The following is a 14,958-nucleotide window of genomic DNA, read 5'->3' as shown; positions in this document are numbered from 1 at the left end:
GCAGGTTCACAGGGTGTGTGCGGCCACCGGCTGCAGGCGCTGAAGCACGGTTTCGAGCAGTGCGCCATGGCTGACGATGGTGTAGTGATCAGCGGCCAGGCGCTGGCTGGAGTGGATCGCGTGGTGCGCTTCGAAGGCCTGGCAGACGCCCGCTTCGCTGCTCTGTGCCCACCAGCAGTCCAGGCTGGCGCGTACCGCGGGCAGGGCGTGCACTTGCAGCGACAGGGCCTTGAGGGTCATGGCGACGGTAAACGTGCGCGCCAACTCCTCGCTGCTTTGCAGGGCGTCCTTGGCCTCTGCGCCCAGGCTCTGCTCGATCAGTGCCTGCAACTGCGTGGCATCGGCATTGGCCGCTACCGGGAACAGCGGCAGGCTGTCGGCCGAGCGGCCACCGACCACGGCGAGGAAGGCGCGCAAGTCGCCACCGCAGTCTTCGTCCAGCGCCGCACCTGGCTCACCCGGTACATACGGGTCAACCAGGCCGAGCAGGTCGATCTGCTGGCCCTGGCGCTCCAGCTCACGGGCCACCAGCAGCGCCAGGGTGCCACCCAGCGACCAGCCCAGCAGGCGGTAGGGGCCGTGGGGCTGCTTCTGGCGAATGTACTGGGCGTAGTCGATGGCCATGGCGTCGAGCGACTCGTCCTGCCATTGGCGGTCGAGCAGCATGCGGTTCTGCAGGCCATAGACACTGCAAACGCCGTCCAGCCGCTGAGCGAGTGCGCGGTAGTCGAACACTGTGCCGAAGCCCGCATGCAGGCAGAACAGCGGGGCCTGGCGTTCGATTTTGCGGTTGAGCAGCAGCAGTGGGTCGAGCGCCGCCTGCTCGCCCGCCTCGGCCGGGCACAGTTCGGCGATGGTCGGGCGGGCGATCAGGTCGCGCAGCTTCAGGTTCAGGCCCAGTTGCGGTTGGTTGCGCAAGCGCGAGAGCACCTTGAGCACACTCAGTGAATCGCCCCCCAGTTCGAAGAAGTGATCACTCACCCCGACCTGCTCCAGGCCCAGCACATCGGCCCATATCGCCGCCAGGGCGCGCTGGCGGTCATCCGCCGGGGCCTGGTACTGGCGCTCGCGCAGCAAAGGCTCGGGCAGTGCGCGGCGATCGACCTTGCCATTGGGGGTCAGCGGCAACGCATCGAGCACCATCAGTTGCGCCGGTACCATGTAATCGGGCAGCACCTGGCGCAGATGCTCGAGCATCGGCGTGACAGCACGTTCGCCGTCGTCACGTACCACGTAACCGACCAGTTGCTTACCGTTGGCAGCCTCGCGCGCCACCACCACCGCATCGAGCACGTTGGCGATATCACGCAGGCGCGCCTCGATCTCGCCCAGTTCGATACGAAAACCGCGGACCTTCACCTGATTGTCCAGGCGCCCGAGGTAGTCGAATACCCCGTCCGGGCGCTGGCGTACCAGGTCACCGGTGCGGTACAGGCGCCCGCCAGTGGCGCTGAACGGGTCCGCGACGAAGCGCTCGGCACTCAGCCCCGGGCGGCGGTGATAGCCGCGGGCAAGGCCCTCGCCACCGATGTAAAGCTCCCCGGCCAGGCCTGCCGGCAGCGGGTTGAGGCAATCATCCAGCACATGCAGCGTGCGGTTGCCCACGGCCACGCCAATGGGGGCGTACACCGCTTCGCAGCGCGCCGTCACCGGCACCTTCCACAGCAACGGGGTGACCACGGTTTCGGTAGGGCCGTAGCCGTTGGTGAGGTAGTGCGGTTTGAGCACCTGCTTGACCAGCTCGAAGTTGGCATCGGCCACCGCATCGCCGCCGAAGCAGTAGATGCGCACCGGGGGCGGTGCCGGTTGGGCCTGGCCGTATTCAGCCAGTTGCTGCAGGTAGGCCGGCGGGAAGCAGGCGATGCCGATGGCCTCGGCATGCAGCACGTCCCAGGTCTGCTGTGGGGTCCACAGGGTGTTGCCACGGACCACCAGCAGGCCACCGCTGATCAGGGTCGACAGCCAGCGTTCCTGAGCCCCGTCGAAGGCGAACGACATGAACAGCAGCTCGCGGGTCGAGGGGCCCATTTCGTAGCGTTCGATGATCGCCTGGCAGTGCATGCGCAGTGGGCCGCGGGCCACGGCCACGCCCTTGGGGTTACCGGTGGAGCCGGAGGTGTAGATCATGTAGCTGAGCTGATCGTCCAGCGCTTGCCGTTGCGGGGCGTGTCGCTGCGCGGACAGCTCGCAGCGGTCCAGGTCCAGGCGGCGCTCGGGGGCCACGCCCAGGCGTTCGCCGATGATGCTGTCGGTCAGCAACAGGGCCACGTCGGCGTCACCGATGATCCATTGCAGGCGTTCGGCGGGGTAGTCGATGTCCAGCGGCACATAGGCCGCGCCAGCTTTCATCACCGCGTAGAAGGCAACGATGGTGCGCACCGAGCGATCCAGGGCGATGCCCACTCGGTCCTCGCGCCCGATACCGCGTTCGAGCAGGGTCCAGGCCAGGCGGTTGGCCTGCTCTTCCAGTTGCCCGTAGGTCAGTTGCACCCCGTCGCAGCGCACCGCCACCTGGTCTGCACGCGCCTGGGCATGACGGCCGATCAGGCTGGCCAGGTCATGCTCAGGGCTCACGCCGGGCTGTGGCTGCGGCTGCACGACGGTGTCGAGCAGGCCAAGCGTGCCGACGGCCGCCTCGGGGTGGCTCAGCAGGCGTTCGAGCAAGGTGTCGAAGTGGCTGCGGATGGCCTCCACCTGCGGCGCCTGGAAATGGTCCTGGCGGTAGAGGAACTCGATGCGCAGACGGGCATTGAGGTGCACCGCCAAGTCCATCGGGTAGTTGGTGACGTCGCGCAGTTGCGCTTCACCGAAACGCAGGCCGGCGGCACCGGCCGATTGCAGGCGTTCATCGATGGGGTAGTTCTCGAACACGATGATGCTGTCGAACAGCGCCTGGCCATTGCTCTGGGCCCAGCGCTGAATGTCCACCAGCGGGGTGTGCTCGTGGTCGCGCACTTCCAGGTTGCAGGTCTGCAACTGTTGCAGCCAGTCCTGCACCGGTTGAGCCGGGTGCGGGGCCTGGATGATCGGCAAGGTGTTGATGAACAGCCCCAGCAGGTTGTCGGCACCCGGGAGGCTGGCCGGGCGACCGGACACGGTGGCGCCGAAGCACACGGTCTGTTGGCCGGTGTAACGCTGCAACAGCAGCACCCAGGCAGCCTGCACCAAGGTGTTGGGGGTAACGCGCAGGCGTTGGGCCTGCTCGCGCAGCCAGGTGGTGCGCTGCTCGTCCCAGTGCAGGTAGAGCGCGCCGTGGCCTTGCTGGGCGCTGCGGCTACCGGCCACGCCGGCCAGTTGGGTAGGGGCCTGCAGCTCGGCCAGGCGTGGCCGCCAGAACGCCTCGCTGGCCTGTTGCGCCGGCGCCTGCAGCCAGCGGATGTAGTCGCTGTAACGGCCTTGCTGGGCCGGCAACGCCTGGCCGGCGTAGCATTGGAACAGTTCACCGAGCAGGCGTGACTGGCTCCAGCCATCCATGAGGATGTGGTGGCTGGTCAGGATCAACTGATGGCGCTCGTCATCCAGGCGCATCAGCAACAGGCGCAGCAAGGGTGGGGCGAGCAGGTCGAACGGGCGACGCCGCTCGGCTTCCGCGGCGGCGGCCAGGCGCGCCGGCTCGACGGCCTGGCCGCGCCAGTCCAGCGTCCTGGCGTCGAGCTGGCCCTGACGCAGCACGACCTGCAGTGGCTCGCTCAGTTGCGGCGCCTGCCAGAAGGCACTGCGCAGCATCTCGTGGCGCTCCACCAACCGGCCCCAGGCAGCGATGAAACGTGGCGCCTCCAGGCCTTGGACCTCGACGCTGGTCTGGTTGATGTAGAAGTCCCCGGCACCGGCGTCCTGGGTGTGGAACAGCATGCCCTGCTGCACGGTAGACAGCGGGTAGATGTCTTCGACCTGGTCGCAGGCGAAAGGCAGCAGGGCCAGTTGGGCCTGGCCAAGCCGGGCCAACGGCACGTCCGAAGGGGTGAGGCCAAGGCGTACGCCCTGGCCGCACAAGGCCACCACCTCACGCAACTCGGCGGCATAGTCGTCGGCCAGGTGCTGCAGTTGAGCCGGCTCGAACATCCGCTGGCTGAAGCTCCAGTTCAAGCGCAGTTCGCCGTCGAACACCTGGCCATTGAGGGCCAGCCAGTTCTGCAACGGCGCATCGGGGCTTTGTTCGCGGCCTTTGTCTGCGGGGATCGGCCGCAACAGCGTAGCGGCATCGTCGTGGCCACTGTCGAACTGGCCCAGGTAGTTGAAGGTGATGCGCGCAGCGGGCAGTGCGGCCAGGGCCTCACGTATCGCCGGGCTGGCGAAACTGCGCAGGGCGCCGAAGAACGCACCTTTGCCCGGCAGGGCGCGCAGCTGTTCCTTGGTCAGCATGATCGCTTCGGCCAGCGAGCTGCCGGCGCTGATGCGGGCCGGGTAGAGGCTGGTCAGCCAACCGACGCTGCGGGTCAGGTCGGCCTCGAAGTCGGCGAAGGCTTCGCGGCCATGGCCTTCGAGTTGCACCAGATGGTCACAGGCGCCGGTCCAGCGTTGCAGCACACGGGCGAGGGCGGCCAGCAGCAGGTCGTTGATCTGCGTGCGGTAGGCCGTTGGGCAATCCTTGAGCAGGCGCGTGGTGGTCGCGGCATCCAGATGGGTGGTGACGCTGCGGCTGTCGCACAGGCGCAGCGCAACGTCAGCATCGAGCACCGGCAGGGTGCTGTCGATATCGGCGCACTGGCGTTGCCAGAAGGCGGCTTCCTGCTCCCCGGCCGGGCTCTGTGCGTAGGCTTGCAGGCGCAGGGCCCAGTCCTGCACCGACAGGGTGCGCGGTGGCAGCGCGCAGGCTTGGCCGGCAACCGCCAGGGAATAGGCACTGTGCAGGTCTTCAAGCAGGATGCGCCAGGACACACCGTCCACGGCCAGGTGGTGGATCACCAGCAGCAGGCGCTGCTCACCGTCGACCACCCCCAGCACGGCGCGCAGCAACGGGCCTTGGCCCAGGTCGAGGCTGCCTTGAGCGCGGTCGCACAGGTCCTGCCAGCTGTCGCCCTGGCTTGGCTCGAACAGCCAGAGCAGGTCGTCGTCGGGCGTATGCGGGGCAAAGTGAGCCTGCCACTGGCCTTGCACCTGGCTGAAGCGCAGGCGCAAGGCATCGTGGGTCTCCAGCAGCGCCGCGAGCGCCTGGCGCACGTGGGCCGGGGCCTGCGCCTGGTTGGCCTTGAGCATCACCGACTGGTTCCAGCGCTGCGCCTGCGGCACGGCCTGGGCGAAGAACTGCTGCTGCATCGGCAGTAGCAGGCTGGGACCGCTGGCAGGCCGGTACGCGGCCTCGGCCGGTTCGGCCTGGGTCTGGGTGACTTGCGCCAGGGTGCGCACGGTCTGGTGGCTGAACAGGTCTTTGGGGGTGAAGTGCAGGCCGTCGCGTCGTGCCTGGCTCACCAGCTGGATGGACACGATCGAGTCGCCGCCCAGCTCGAAGAAGTTGTCATCGATGCCCACGTGCTCGCGCTTGAGCACCCGCTGCCAGACCTGCACCAGGCGTGCCTGCAGTTCATCTTCGGCGGCGCTGTAGCTGGCCTGGGCCTGAGCCAGCCCTGGGGCGGGCAGGGCCTTGCGGTCGAGCTTGCCATTGGGGCTCAGCGGCATGCGCGGCAGGAACAACCACTGGTTGGGCACCATGTAGTCGGGCAGGTGGGCCAGCAGTGCCTGGCTCAGTTGCTCGCGCTCAGGCAGCGGCTCGCCGGCCCTGGCCACCAGGTAGGCGACCAGTTGGTTGTCCACGGCCAGCACGGCGGCCTCGTGGATGGCGGGTTGCTCCATCAGCCGCGCTTCGATCTCACCGAGTTCGATGCGCAGGCCGCGGATCTTCACCTGGTGGTCGATGCGCCCGCAGTACTCGATCACGCCGTCGGCGCGGTAGCGCGCCAGGTCGCCGGTGCGGTACATGCGCGCGCCAGGCTGGAACGGGCAGGCAACGAAACGCTCGGCGGTCAGCGCCGGGCGTTGATGATACCCGCGGGCCAGGCCCACTCCGCCCAGATAGAGCTCGCCGATCACGCCAGCGGGTTGCGGCTGCAGGCCGGCATCGAGGATCCAGCAGGCCAGGTTGGCGATCGGTTGACCAATCGGCACGCCGGTCTTGCCCTCGTCGCGGCAGGTCCAGTGGGTGACGTCGATGGCCGCTTCGGTGGGCCCGTACAGGTTGTACAGTTGGGCCTGGGGCAACTGCGCGAACACCTGTTGCTGCGCCTCCACCGGCAGCGCCTCGCCACTGCAGACGATGCGCTGCAGGCTGCTGCAGCGGCTGACCTGGTCGTCGAGCAGGAAGGCCTGCAGCATCGAGGGCACAAAGTGCAGGGTGGTGACCTGATGCTGGACGATCAGTTGCACCAGGCGCGCCGGGTCGCGGTGGTCACCCGGCGCGGCAATGGCCAGGCGGGCGCCGGTGATCAACGGCCAGAAGAACTCCCACACCGACACGTCGAAGCTGAAGGGCGTCTTCTGCAGCACTGTGTCGCTGGCATCCAGGCCGTAGGCCGCCTGCATCCACTGCAGGCGGTTGGCCAGGGCCTGGTGGCTGTTACCTGCGCCTTTCGGGCGGCCGGTGGAGCCGGAGGTGTAGATGACGTAGGCCAGTTGCTCGGGCGTGCACGGCACTTGCGGGTCATGTTCGGGCTGCGCGGCGGGCGCCTGGTCGAGCAGCAGCACCGGCAGCCCGGGCGGCAGCGGCAGACGCTCACGCAGGTGCGCCTGGGTCAGCAGCAGGCCGATGCCGCTGTCTTCGACCATGTAGCTCAGGCGCTCGGCGGGGTATTCAGGGTCCAGCGGCACGTAGGCGCCGCCGGCCTTGAGGATGGCCAGCAGGCCAACCACCAGCTCCAGGCTGCGCTCGGCGGCGATGCCGACCGGCGTGTCCTGGCGCACGCCTTGGGCAATCAGGGCGTGCGCCAGCTGGTTGGCCTGGCGGTTGAGCTGGGCGTAGCTCAGCGCGCTGTCGCCGAACAGCAGTGCGGTGGCATCGGGCGTGCGGCGTGCCTGGGCTTCGACCAGGGCGTGGATCGACGGCGTGGCCGGGTAGGCGTGGGTGGTGGCGTTCCACTGGGTGAGCAAGCGCTGGCGTTCGTCATCGGCCAGCAACGTGATCTCGCCAAGCGCCTGCTGCGGAGCCTGCACCACGTGCGCCAGCAGGCGCAGCCAGTGGTCCCCCAGGCGTTGGATGGAGCTGTGGTCGAACAGGGCGGTGGCGTAGGTCAGGCTCGCACTCAGGCCCTGGGCGTCCTCGAAGGTGTTGAGGGTCAGGTCCAGTTGCGCGGTCTCGCCTGCCAGTGGCAGCGGCTCGATGGCCAGGCCGTGGCCGAGGGCCGATTCGTTCGGCTGGGGCGCGCCGACCTGGTGGTTGAACATGACCTGGAACAGGGGGTTGTGGCTGAGGTTGCGCGCTGGCTGCAAAGCCTCGACCAGTTGCTCGAAGGGCAGGTCCTGGTGGGCCTGGGCCTGCAAGGTGGTGGCCTTGACCTGGTCGAGCAGTTGCTCGAAGGACAGGGTCGGCTGGCACTGGCCATCGATGACCAGGGTGTTGACGAAGAAGCCGATCAGGTCTTCTGCCTCGACCCGGTTGCGGTTGGCACTGGGCACGCCGACGCGGATGTCCTGCTGGCGGGTGTAGCGGTGCAGCAGGGCCATGAACGCGGCCAGCAGCACCATGAACGGTGTGGCCTGGCGGGCCTGGGCAAGCTGGCGCACGGCCAGGGCCAGGGCCGGTGGGATGGCCAGCGGCAGGCGCGCCCCGTCGAAGCGCTGCACGCTCGGGCGCGGCCGGTCCAACGGCAGTTCCAGCACGGGCACTTCGCTGCCCAGGCGCTGGCGCCAGTAGTCGAGCTGGCGTTCCTGCTCGCCGGCTTCCATCCAGTGGCGTTGCCAGATGGCGTAGTCGGCGTACTGCAGCTGCGGTTCGGGCAGCTGGCTGGACAGGCCCTGGCTGAAGCGTGCATAGCAGTGGGTCAGCTCCTTGACCATCACCTGCATCGAGCGCCCGTCGCTGATGATGTGGTGCTGCACCAGCAGCAGCACATGGTCATCGCTGCCCAGTTGCAGCAACTCGGCACGCAACAAGGGCCCGCAGGCCAGGTCGAACGGTTCACGTACCCGCGCCTGGATATGCGCCTGCAGGGCCTGCTCATCGAGCGTGGTAAGCGTCAGGGCGACGGCGACGGTGGCGTCCACCTGCTGCGCCACGCCGTGCTCGTCTTCGACGAAACGCGTGCGCAGGCTGTCATGGCGATGCACCAGCGCCTCAAGGCTGGCCTGCAGCGCCGCCACGTTCAGTGCCCCTCGCAGGCGCAGGGCGCAGGGAATGTGATAAGCGCTGGCCTGGCGGTCGAACTGCCAGAGGAACCATTGGCGTTGCTGGGCGAACGACAACGGCAGGCGGTCGAACGCTTCACGTACCTGAGGGATCGGCAGGCTGGCCATCGACAGGCCTTCCTCGCGCATCTTCATCAGGTACTGCCGGCGCTTTTCCAGCGGCAGCAGGACAAAGCGCTTGGCGATTCTCGAAGCGGCAGTGCTGTCCATCAGTGTTCCTCCATTTCGTCGAGCCAGGCTTCGAGGGTGTCGAGCTTGTTTTCATCGACCGCGGTTGTAGTGGTGTCCAGGTGCAGCGCCAGGGCTTGAAGGGTCGGGTGCTGGAACAGGGCCTGTGGGGTCAGCTCGCGGCCCAGCTCCAGCTGGATGCGCGAGACGACGTTGATCACCAGCAGCGAATGGCCGCCCAGCTCGAAGAAGTCGTCGTCCAGGCCCACCGCTTGCACACCGAGCACCTGTTGCCAGATGCCTGCCAGTTGCACTTGCAACGCTGTGTGGGGCGCGCGGAAGGGGCGTTGGGTAGGGCTGTCGGCCGGTGCCGGCAGGGCGCTGCGGTCGAGCTTGCCGTTGACGGTCAGGGGCAGCTGTTCGAGCCACATGCAATGGGCCGGGACCATGTAGTCGGGTAGCTGCGCCTTGAGCGCGGCGCGCAGGGTGGCGGTGTCGCCGCCCTGGCCGTGGTGCGCCACCAGGTAGGCGAGCAGGCGGGTGCCGGCGGGCCCCTGGTCGGCGATCACCACCGCCTGGGCCACCGCCGGCTGCGCCAGCAGGCTGGCCTCGACTTCGCCCAGTTCGATACGGAAGCCGCGCACCTTCACCTGTTGGTCGATGCGCCCGATGTATTCGAGGGTGCCGTCGCTGCGGCGGCGCGCCAGGTCGCCGGTGCGGTATAGGCGGCTGCCGGGCTGGGAGCAGAACGGGTTGGCGATGAAGCGCGTAGCGCTCAGCCCGGCGCGGTTGAGGTAGCCTCGGGCAAGGCCCGCCTGGCCAATGTACAGCTCGCCGATGCAGCCCGCCGGAACCGGTTCGAGCTCGCCGTCGAGCAGGTAGCCGCTGAGGTCGTCGATCAGTTCGCCGATCGGGCTCAGCGTGCGGTTCACATCATCCAGGCCAATCGGTCGATAGGTGACGTGCACCGTGGTTTCGGTGATGCCGTACATGTTCACCAGTTGTGGCCGCTGTGCGCCGAAGCGCTCGAACCAGGGGCGCAGTGCCGCCACGTCGAGCGCTTCGCCGCCGAAGATCACATGACGCAGGGCAAGGTCTGCCGAGGCGGCGCTGCACGCGGCCTGGGTCAGGGGTTTGAATGCCGATGGCGTCTGGTTGAGTACGCTCACACGCTCGTCCACCAGCAGTTGCAGGAAGCCCTGCGGGTCGCGGCTCAAGGCGTGCGGCACGATCACCAGGCGGCCTCCATGCAGCAGCGCACCAAAGATCTCCCACACCGAAAAGTCGAAGGCAAAGGAGTGGAACAAGGTCCAGACGTCATTGTGGTCGAAGCGGAACCAGCGATCGCAGGCGCTGAACAGCCTCAGGACATTGCGCTGGCTGAGCAGCGTGCCTTTGGGCAGGCCGGTGGAGCCGGAGGTGTAGATGATGTAGGCGAGGTTGTCGACGCTGCTGCGCGGTGCGGGGTTGTGCACCGGCTGGTCGTCGTAGCCGGCCTCCAGGTCCAGGCGCAGCAGCCCATCGTGCGCGGGCAGTTCGGCGAGCAGGCCAGGTTGGTCGAGCAGCACCTTGATGCCGCTGTCGCGGACCACGAAAGCCAGGCGCTCTGCCGGGTGCGCGGGGTCGAGCGGCACGTAGGCGCCGCCGGCCTTGAGGATGGCCAGCATGCCGACGATCAGTGCGAAGCCGCGCTCGGCGGCCAGGCCCACCGGCACATCGGCGCCCACGCCCGCCGCGATCAGGCGGTGTGCCAGGCGGTTGGCGCGCTGGTTGAGCTCGGCGTAGCTCAAGGCCTGGCCCTGATAGCGCAGGGCAACGGCCTGCGGCTGGCGTTGTGCCTGGGATTCGATGCGTGCAGCCAGTGCTTGCGTTTGTGGGTGGGCGACCGGGGCGCCGTTCCAGGCCTCTTGGACCTGCAAGCGTTCGGCCGGGTCCATCAGGGCCAGCCGGGCGAGCGGCAGCCCGGGCTGGGCCAAGGCCTGTTCGAGCAGGTTCAGCCAGTGCCTGGCCAGGCGTTGCAGGGTCGTAGCGTCGAACAGCGTACGGTCGTAGGTAAAACTGGCGCTCAGGCCTTGTTCACCCTCGGCCGTGCTTAGCGCCAGGTCGAACTGGGCCTCCTGGGGTTGGCTGTCCAGTGCCTCCAGGCGCAGTGCACCCAGTGGCGTGGCGTCGGCTGCCTGGTGGTGGTTGTACAGCACCTGGAACAAGCCCTGGCGTGGGCCGCGCTGGGGCAGCAGGGCTTCGAGCAGTTGCTCATAGGGCAGGTCCTGGTGGTCCTGGGCTTCGACCATGGCCTGGCGGGTCTGCGCCAGCAGCCCGGCAAACGACAGGTCGGCCGTGCACTCGGCGCGCAACACCAGCGTGTTGACGAAGAAGCCGATCAATTGCTCGGTTTCCAGGCGGTTGCGGTTGGCCACCGGTACGCCGATGCGGATGTCCGGCTGGCCGCTGTAGCGGTGCAACAGGGCCTGCCAGGCCGCCAGCAGCACCATCGGCACCGTCGCCTGGTGTGCGCTGGCGAAGCGTTGCACGGCTTCGCCCAGTGCCGTGGGCAATGCCAGATGCAAGCGTGCCGCCGGGCGCTTGGCATCGTCGTGGCGGGGGTGATCGCAGGGCAGTTCGAGCACCGGTTGCTCGCCGGCCAGGCGTGTGCGCCAGTAGGCCAGCTGGCGCTCGCGTTCGCCGTCATCCAGCCAGCGCCGCTGCCAGGCCGCGAAGTCGGCATATTGCAGTGCCAGTGCGGGCAAGGCCTGGCCTTGATAGAGCGCGCACAGCTCGCGGACCATCACCTGCATCGACCAGGCATCGGAGACGATGTGGTGCTGCACCAGCACCAGCACGTGGTCGTCGGCCGCCAGGCGTGCCAGGCCTACGCGCAGCAGCGGGCCGCTGGCCAGGTCGAAGGGCTGGCCGAGCAGGCCTGTGATGAAGGCCTGGCACTGGCTTTCTTCAAGCGGCACGCCCTGCACGTTCAGCGACCAGGGGGCGAGGATGTGCTGGCGCGGCTGCTCACCTTCGAGGGTGAAGCAGGTACGCAGCGCTTCGTGGCGGGCGATGAGTTGGTCGAAGGCTCGGTTCAGGGCGGTGACATCCAGCGGGCCGCGCAGGCGCAGTACGCTGGGAATGTGGTAGGCGCTGCTGTCTGGGTCCAGCTTCCACAGCAGCCACTGGCGCTCCTGGGCGTAAGACAGCGGCAGTTGGTCGCGCGTGGTTCGTACCGGCATGGCCAGCGGGGTGGCCGTTTGCAGCTGCGTCAGGGCCTGGCAGAAGTCGCCCAGGCGCGGCTGGTCGAACAGCAGGCGCAGGGGGAAGTTCAGCGCCAGCTCGTGGCGCAGGCGCGAGACCGCCCGCGCCACCAGCAGCGAATGCCCGCCCAAGGCGAAGAAATCATCCTCCAGCCCGACCCGTTCGGCCTTCAACAGCTCGGCCCAGGTAGCCGCAACCTGGCGTTGCAGGTCACTCGTCGGCGCCTGGTAGCGAGCCTGTGCAGGGCTGTCATCGACCACCGGCAGGGCCTTGCGGTCGAGCTTGCCGTTGGGCGTCAGGGGCATGGCCTGCAACAGGTGCAGGCGTGCTGGCAGCATGTAGCCCGGCAGTTGCTCACGCAGCGGTGCCAGGCAGTGTTCGATGAATGCCTGGCTGTCGGCGGGCGTGCTGGCGGGTACTACATAGCCGACCAATTGCGCGCCATCGACGCCGTCGCGGGCGACCACTGCGGCTTCACGTACCGCGTCCAGGGTGAGCAGGGCCGATTCGATCTCGCCCAGCTCGATGCGAAAGCCGCGGATCTTCACCTGATGATCGACCCGGCCAAGGAAGTCCAGGCTCCCGCTGGCGTGGCGGCGCGCCAGGTCGCCGGTGCGGTACAGGCGCTCGCCGGGCTTGCCGTAGGGGTGCGGCACGAAGCGTTCGGCGGTCAGGCCGGGGCGCTGGTGGTAACCCTGGGCCAGGCCGTCGCCGCCAATGTACAGGTCGGCCGGTACGCCCTGCGGGCTGGGCAGCAGGTTGCCGTCGAGCAGTAACAGGGCGGTGCGCTCGATCGGCTGGCCCAGTTCGGGGCGGGCGCTGCTGCGGGCCAGTGCGTGGCGCGCCGACCAGATGGTGGTTTCGGTCGGGCCGTACAGGTTCCACAGTGCGGCGCAACGGGCCAGCAGCCTTGCCGCCAGGTCATCGCCCAGTGCCTCGCCGCCGCACAGTGCGGTCAGGGCGGGCAGGCGGTGCTCGGGGTCATTGTCGAGCAGCATGCGCCAGGTCGATGGGGTGGCCTGCAGCACGTCGATGCGTTCGCTGATGAGCAGGTCGAGAATTGCCGCCGGGTCCTGCACGGTGTGCTTGTCGGCCAGCACCATGCATGCCCCGGTGCACAGCGGCAGGTACAGCTCCAGGCCGAAAATGTCGAAGGAGCAGGTGGTGATGCTCAGCAGGCGCTGCCCCGGTTGCATGCCGGGCGCCTTGGCCATGGCTGCGACGAAGTTGGACAGTGCGCCATGGGGCACCATCACGCCCTTGGGGTTGCCAGTCGAGCCGGAGGTATACAGCACGTACGCCAGTTGCTGCGGTGGGCAGTCCAGGGCCAGGGGCGGTTCGGGCTGGTGCGCGGCGTGCAGGTCGACGTCATCGAGCAGCAGTACCTGCTGGCGTGGCGTTGGCAGGGCAGCCAGCACCGAGGCCTGGCTCAGCAGCAGGGGGGCGCCGCAGTCTTCAAGCATGTAGGCCAGGCGTTCGGCGGGGAAATGGGGGTCCAGCGGGACGTACGCCGCACCGGCCTTGAGGGTGGCCAGCAGGGCGACGATCAGCGGCGCGCCGCGTTCCAGGGCCACCGCGACACGCTCGCCTGGGCCGATGCCGGCGGTGTGCAGGCGCCGGGCGAGGCGCTCGGCAGCGTTGTCGAGGGCGCGGTAGCTTAGCCGCGTGTCGCCGGCCACCAGTGCAACGGCCTCGCCGTGGCGCTGTGCCAGGCGCGCGAACTGCTGGTGCACGGCCAGGCCGTCGAGGGCATCGCCTGCCGGGCCCTGGGCCGCGGCCAACCACTGTTCACGCTGCACGGCAGGCTGCGCATGAAGCTCACCGATGGCGCACTGGGGGTGGTCGAGCATGGCCTGGAGGATGGCCAGCCAGTCCTCGCCCAGCCGCTCAGCGGTGGCCGCCTCGAACAGCGCGGCATCGTAGTCGAGGCTGATGCCCAGCCGCTCGCGACCGGCATGCACGTTGAGGCTGAGGTCGAACTTGGCGGCAGTGGGGGCGCTGGGCATCGGCTCGATGTGCAACCCTGGAAAACCGGCGGCGGGCTGCTCGGCATTGTCGCTGGTCCAATTGAACAGGCAGTGGAACAGCACGCCGTTGCTGCCTTGGCGTTGTTCAGCAAGCGCTTGCTCCAGTGGGTAGTCGGCATGCTCCAGGCATGCCAGGGCGTGCTTGCGTACCTGCTCGAGCAGGCTGGCCACGGACTGGCGCGGGTCCAGGCGCGCCCGGTGGATCTGGCTGTTGACGAAAAAGCCGATCAGGTCGTGCACCTGTTCCTGGTTGCGCCCGGCATTGGGCACACCAACGATGAAATCGTCCTGCCGGGCATGGCGGCCGAGTACCAGCTGCCAAGCGGCCAGCAGCACCATGAATGGCGTCAGGCCATGGGCCCGGCAGGCGGCCTGCAGTTGGTTGAACAGCGCGGCGGGCAAGGCCAGGGTGCAGGTCCCGGCGGCCGTGGCGGGGCGGCTGTCGCGCGGGTGATCGGTGGGCAGTTCCAGCCGTTGTAGGCCGCCTTGCAGGTATTGGCGCCAGTAGCTGGCGGCGCGCTCGTGGGCCGGGCTGGCCTGGTAGGCGCCGCGCTGCCAGTGGGCGAAGTCCAGGTACTGCACCGCAGGGCGAGGCAACTGGTCGTCATTGCCGGTGCAGACGTTGGCGTAGGCCTGGGAGAGGTCGCGCAGCAGCACTGGGTTGGACCAGGCATCACTGACGATGTGGTGGCTGGTCAGGGCCAGCACATGGCGTTGCGCGCCCAGCTGATACAGGCAGGCGCGCAGCAGTGGGGCCTGGGTGAGGTCGAACGGGGTGGCGGCCTCGGTCTGCAGCGCCTCGCGCAACACCTGCGGTGGTTGCCCGCGCAGGTCGACGCAGCGCAGGTTCAAGCGCGCCGCGCGGTCGACCTGCTGGCGTGGATGGCCCTGCACCTCGTTGATGTGGGTACGCAGGATGTCGTGACGGTCGATGACCCGGTCCAGCGCCTGTTGCAGGTCTTGGGCCTGCAGCGGGCCCTGGAGCACAAAGGCGCGCGGCTGGTTGTAGGTGGCGGCATCGGGGTCGAGCTGATCGAGCAGCCACAGCTGCTCTTGGGCGAACGACAGCGGCGCGTGATCGGCGCCGTGGGCAACGATACCGGCAGGGGCGGCGGTGTCGTCGAGCTCGCAGAGCAGGGCCAGCAGCGCGTCATCGGTGGATTGGTTCTGGGGTGTCATCTCG

2 protein-coding genes are annotated in these 14,958 nt (G+C 68.4%); both read right to left on the bottom strand.

Features of this window, described 5'->3' with window-relative positions; all coding sequences use genetic code 11:
* Positions 1-6 precede the first annotated feature (6 nt).
* On the bottom strand, positions 7-8,544 hold the full coding sequence (locus tag OSW16_RS18610) for a non-ribosomal peptide synthetase (protein ID WP_267817478.1): 8,538 nt from the start codon (positions 8,542-8,544) through the stop codon (positions 7-9).
* Positions 8,544-14,954 (bottom strand): non-ribosomal peptide synthetase, encoded by a 6,411-nt coding sequence (locus OSW16_RS18605; protein ID WP_267817476.1) that lies wholly within the window; start codon positions 14,952-14,954, stop codon positions 8,544-8,546. The genes OSW16_RS18610 and OSW16_RS18605 overlap by 1 nt, the downstream gene beginning before the upstream one ends.
* Positions 14,955-14,958: the final 4 nt, after the last annotated feature.

The sequence above is a fragment of the Pseudomonas putida genome (genome assembly GCF_026625125.1).
GTDB lineage: Bacteria > Pseudomonadota > Gammaproteobacteria > Pseudomonadales > Pseudomonadaceae > Aquipseudomonas > Aquipseudomonas putida_X.
The sequence above is the reverse complement of the archived record's forward strand: the minus strand, read 5'-3'. Positions and strand labels throughout refer to the sequence as shown.

Coding starts and splice junctions, on each gene's coding strand:
- OSW16_RS18605 (WP_267817476.1), bottom strand. CDS start 14,954: ATGACACCCCAGAACCAATCCACCGATGACGCGCTGCTGGCCCTGCTC.
- OSW16_RS18610 (WP_267817478.1), bottom strand. CDS start 8,544: ATGGACAGCACTGCCGCTTCGAGAATCGCCAAGCGCTTTGTCCTGCTG.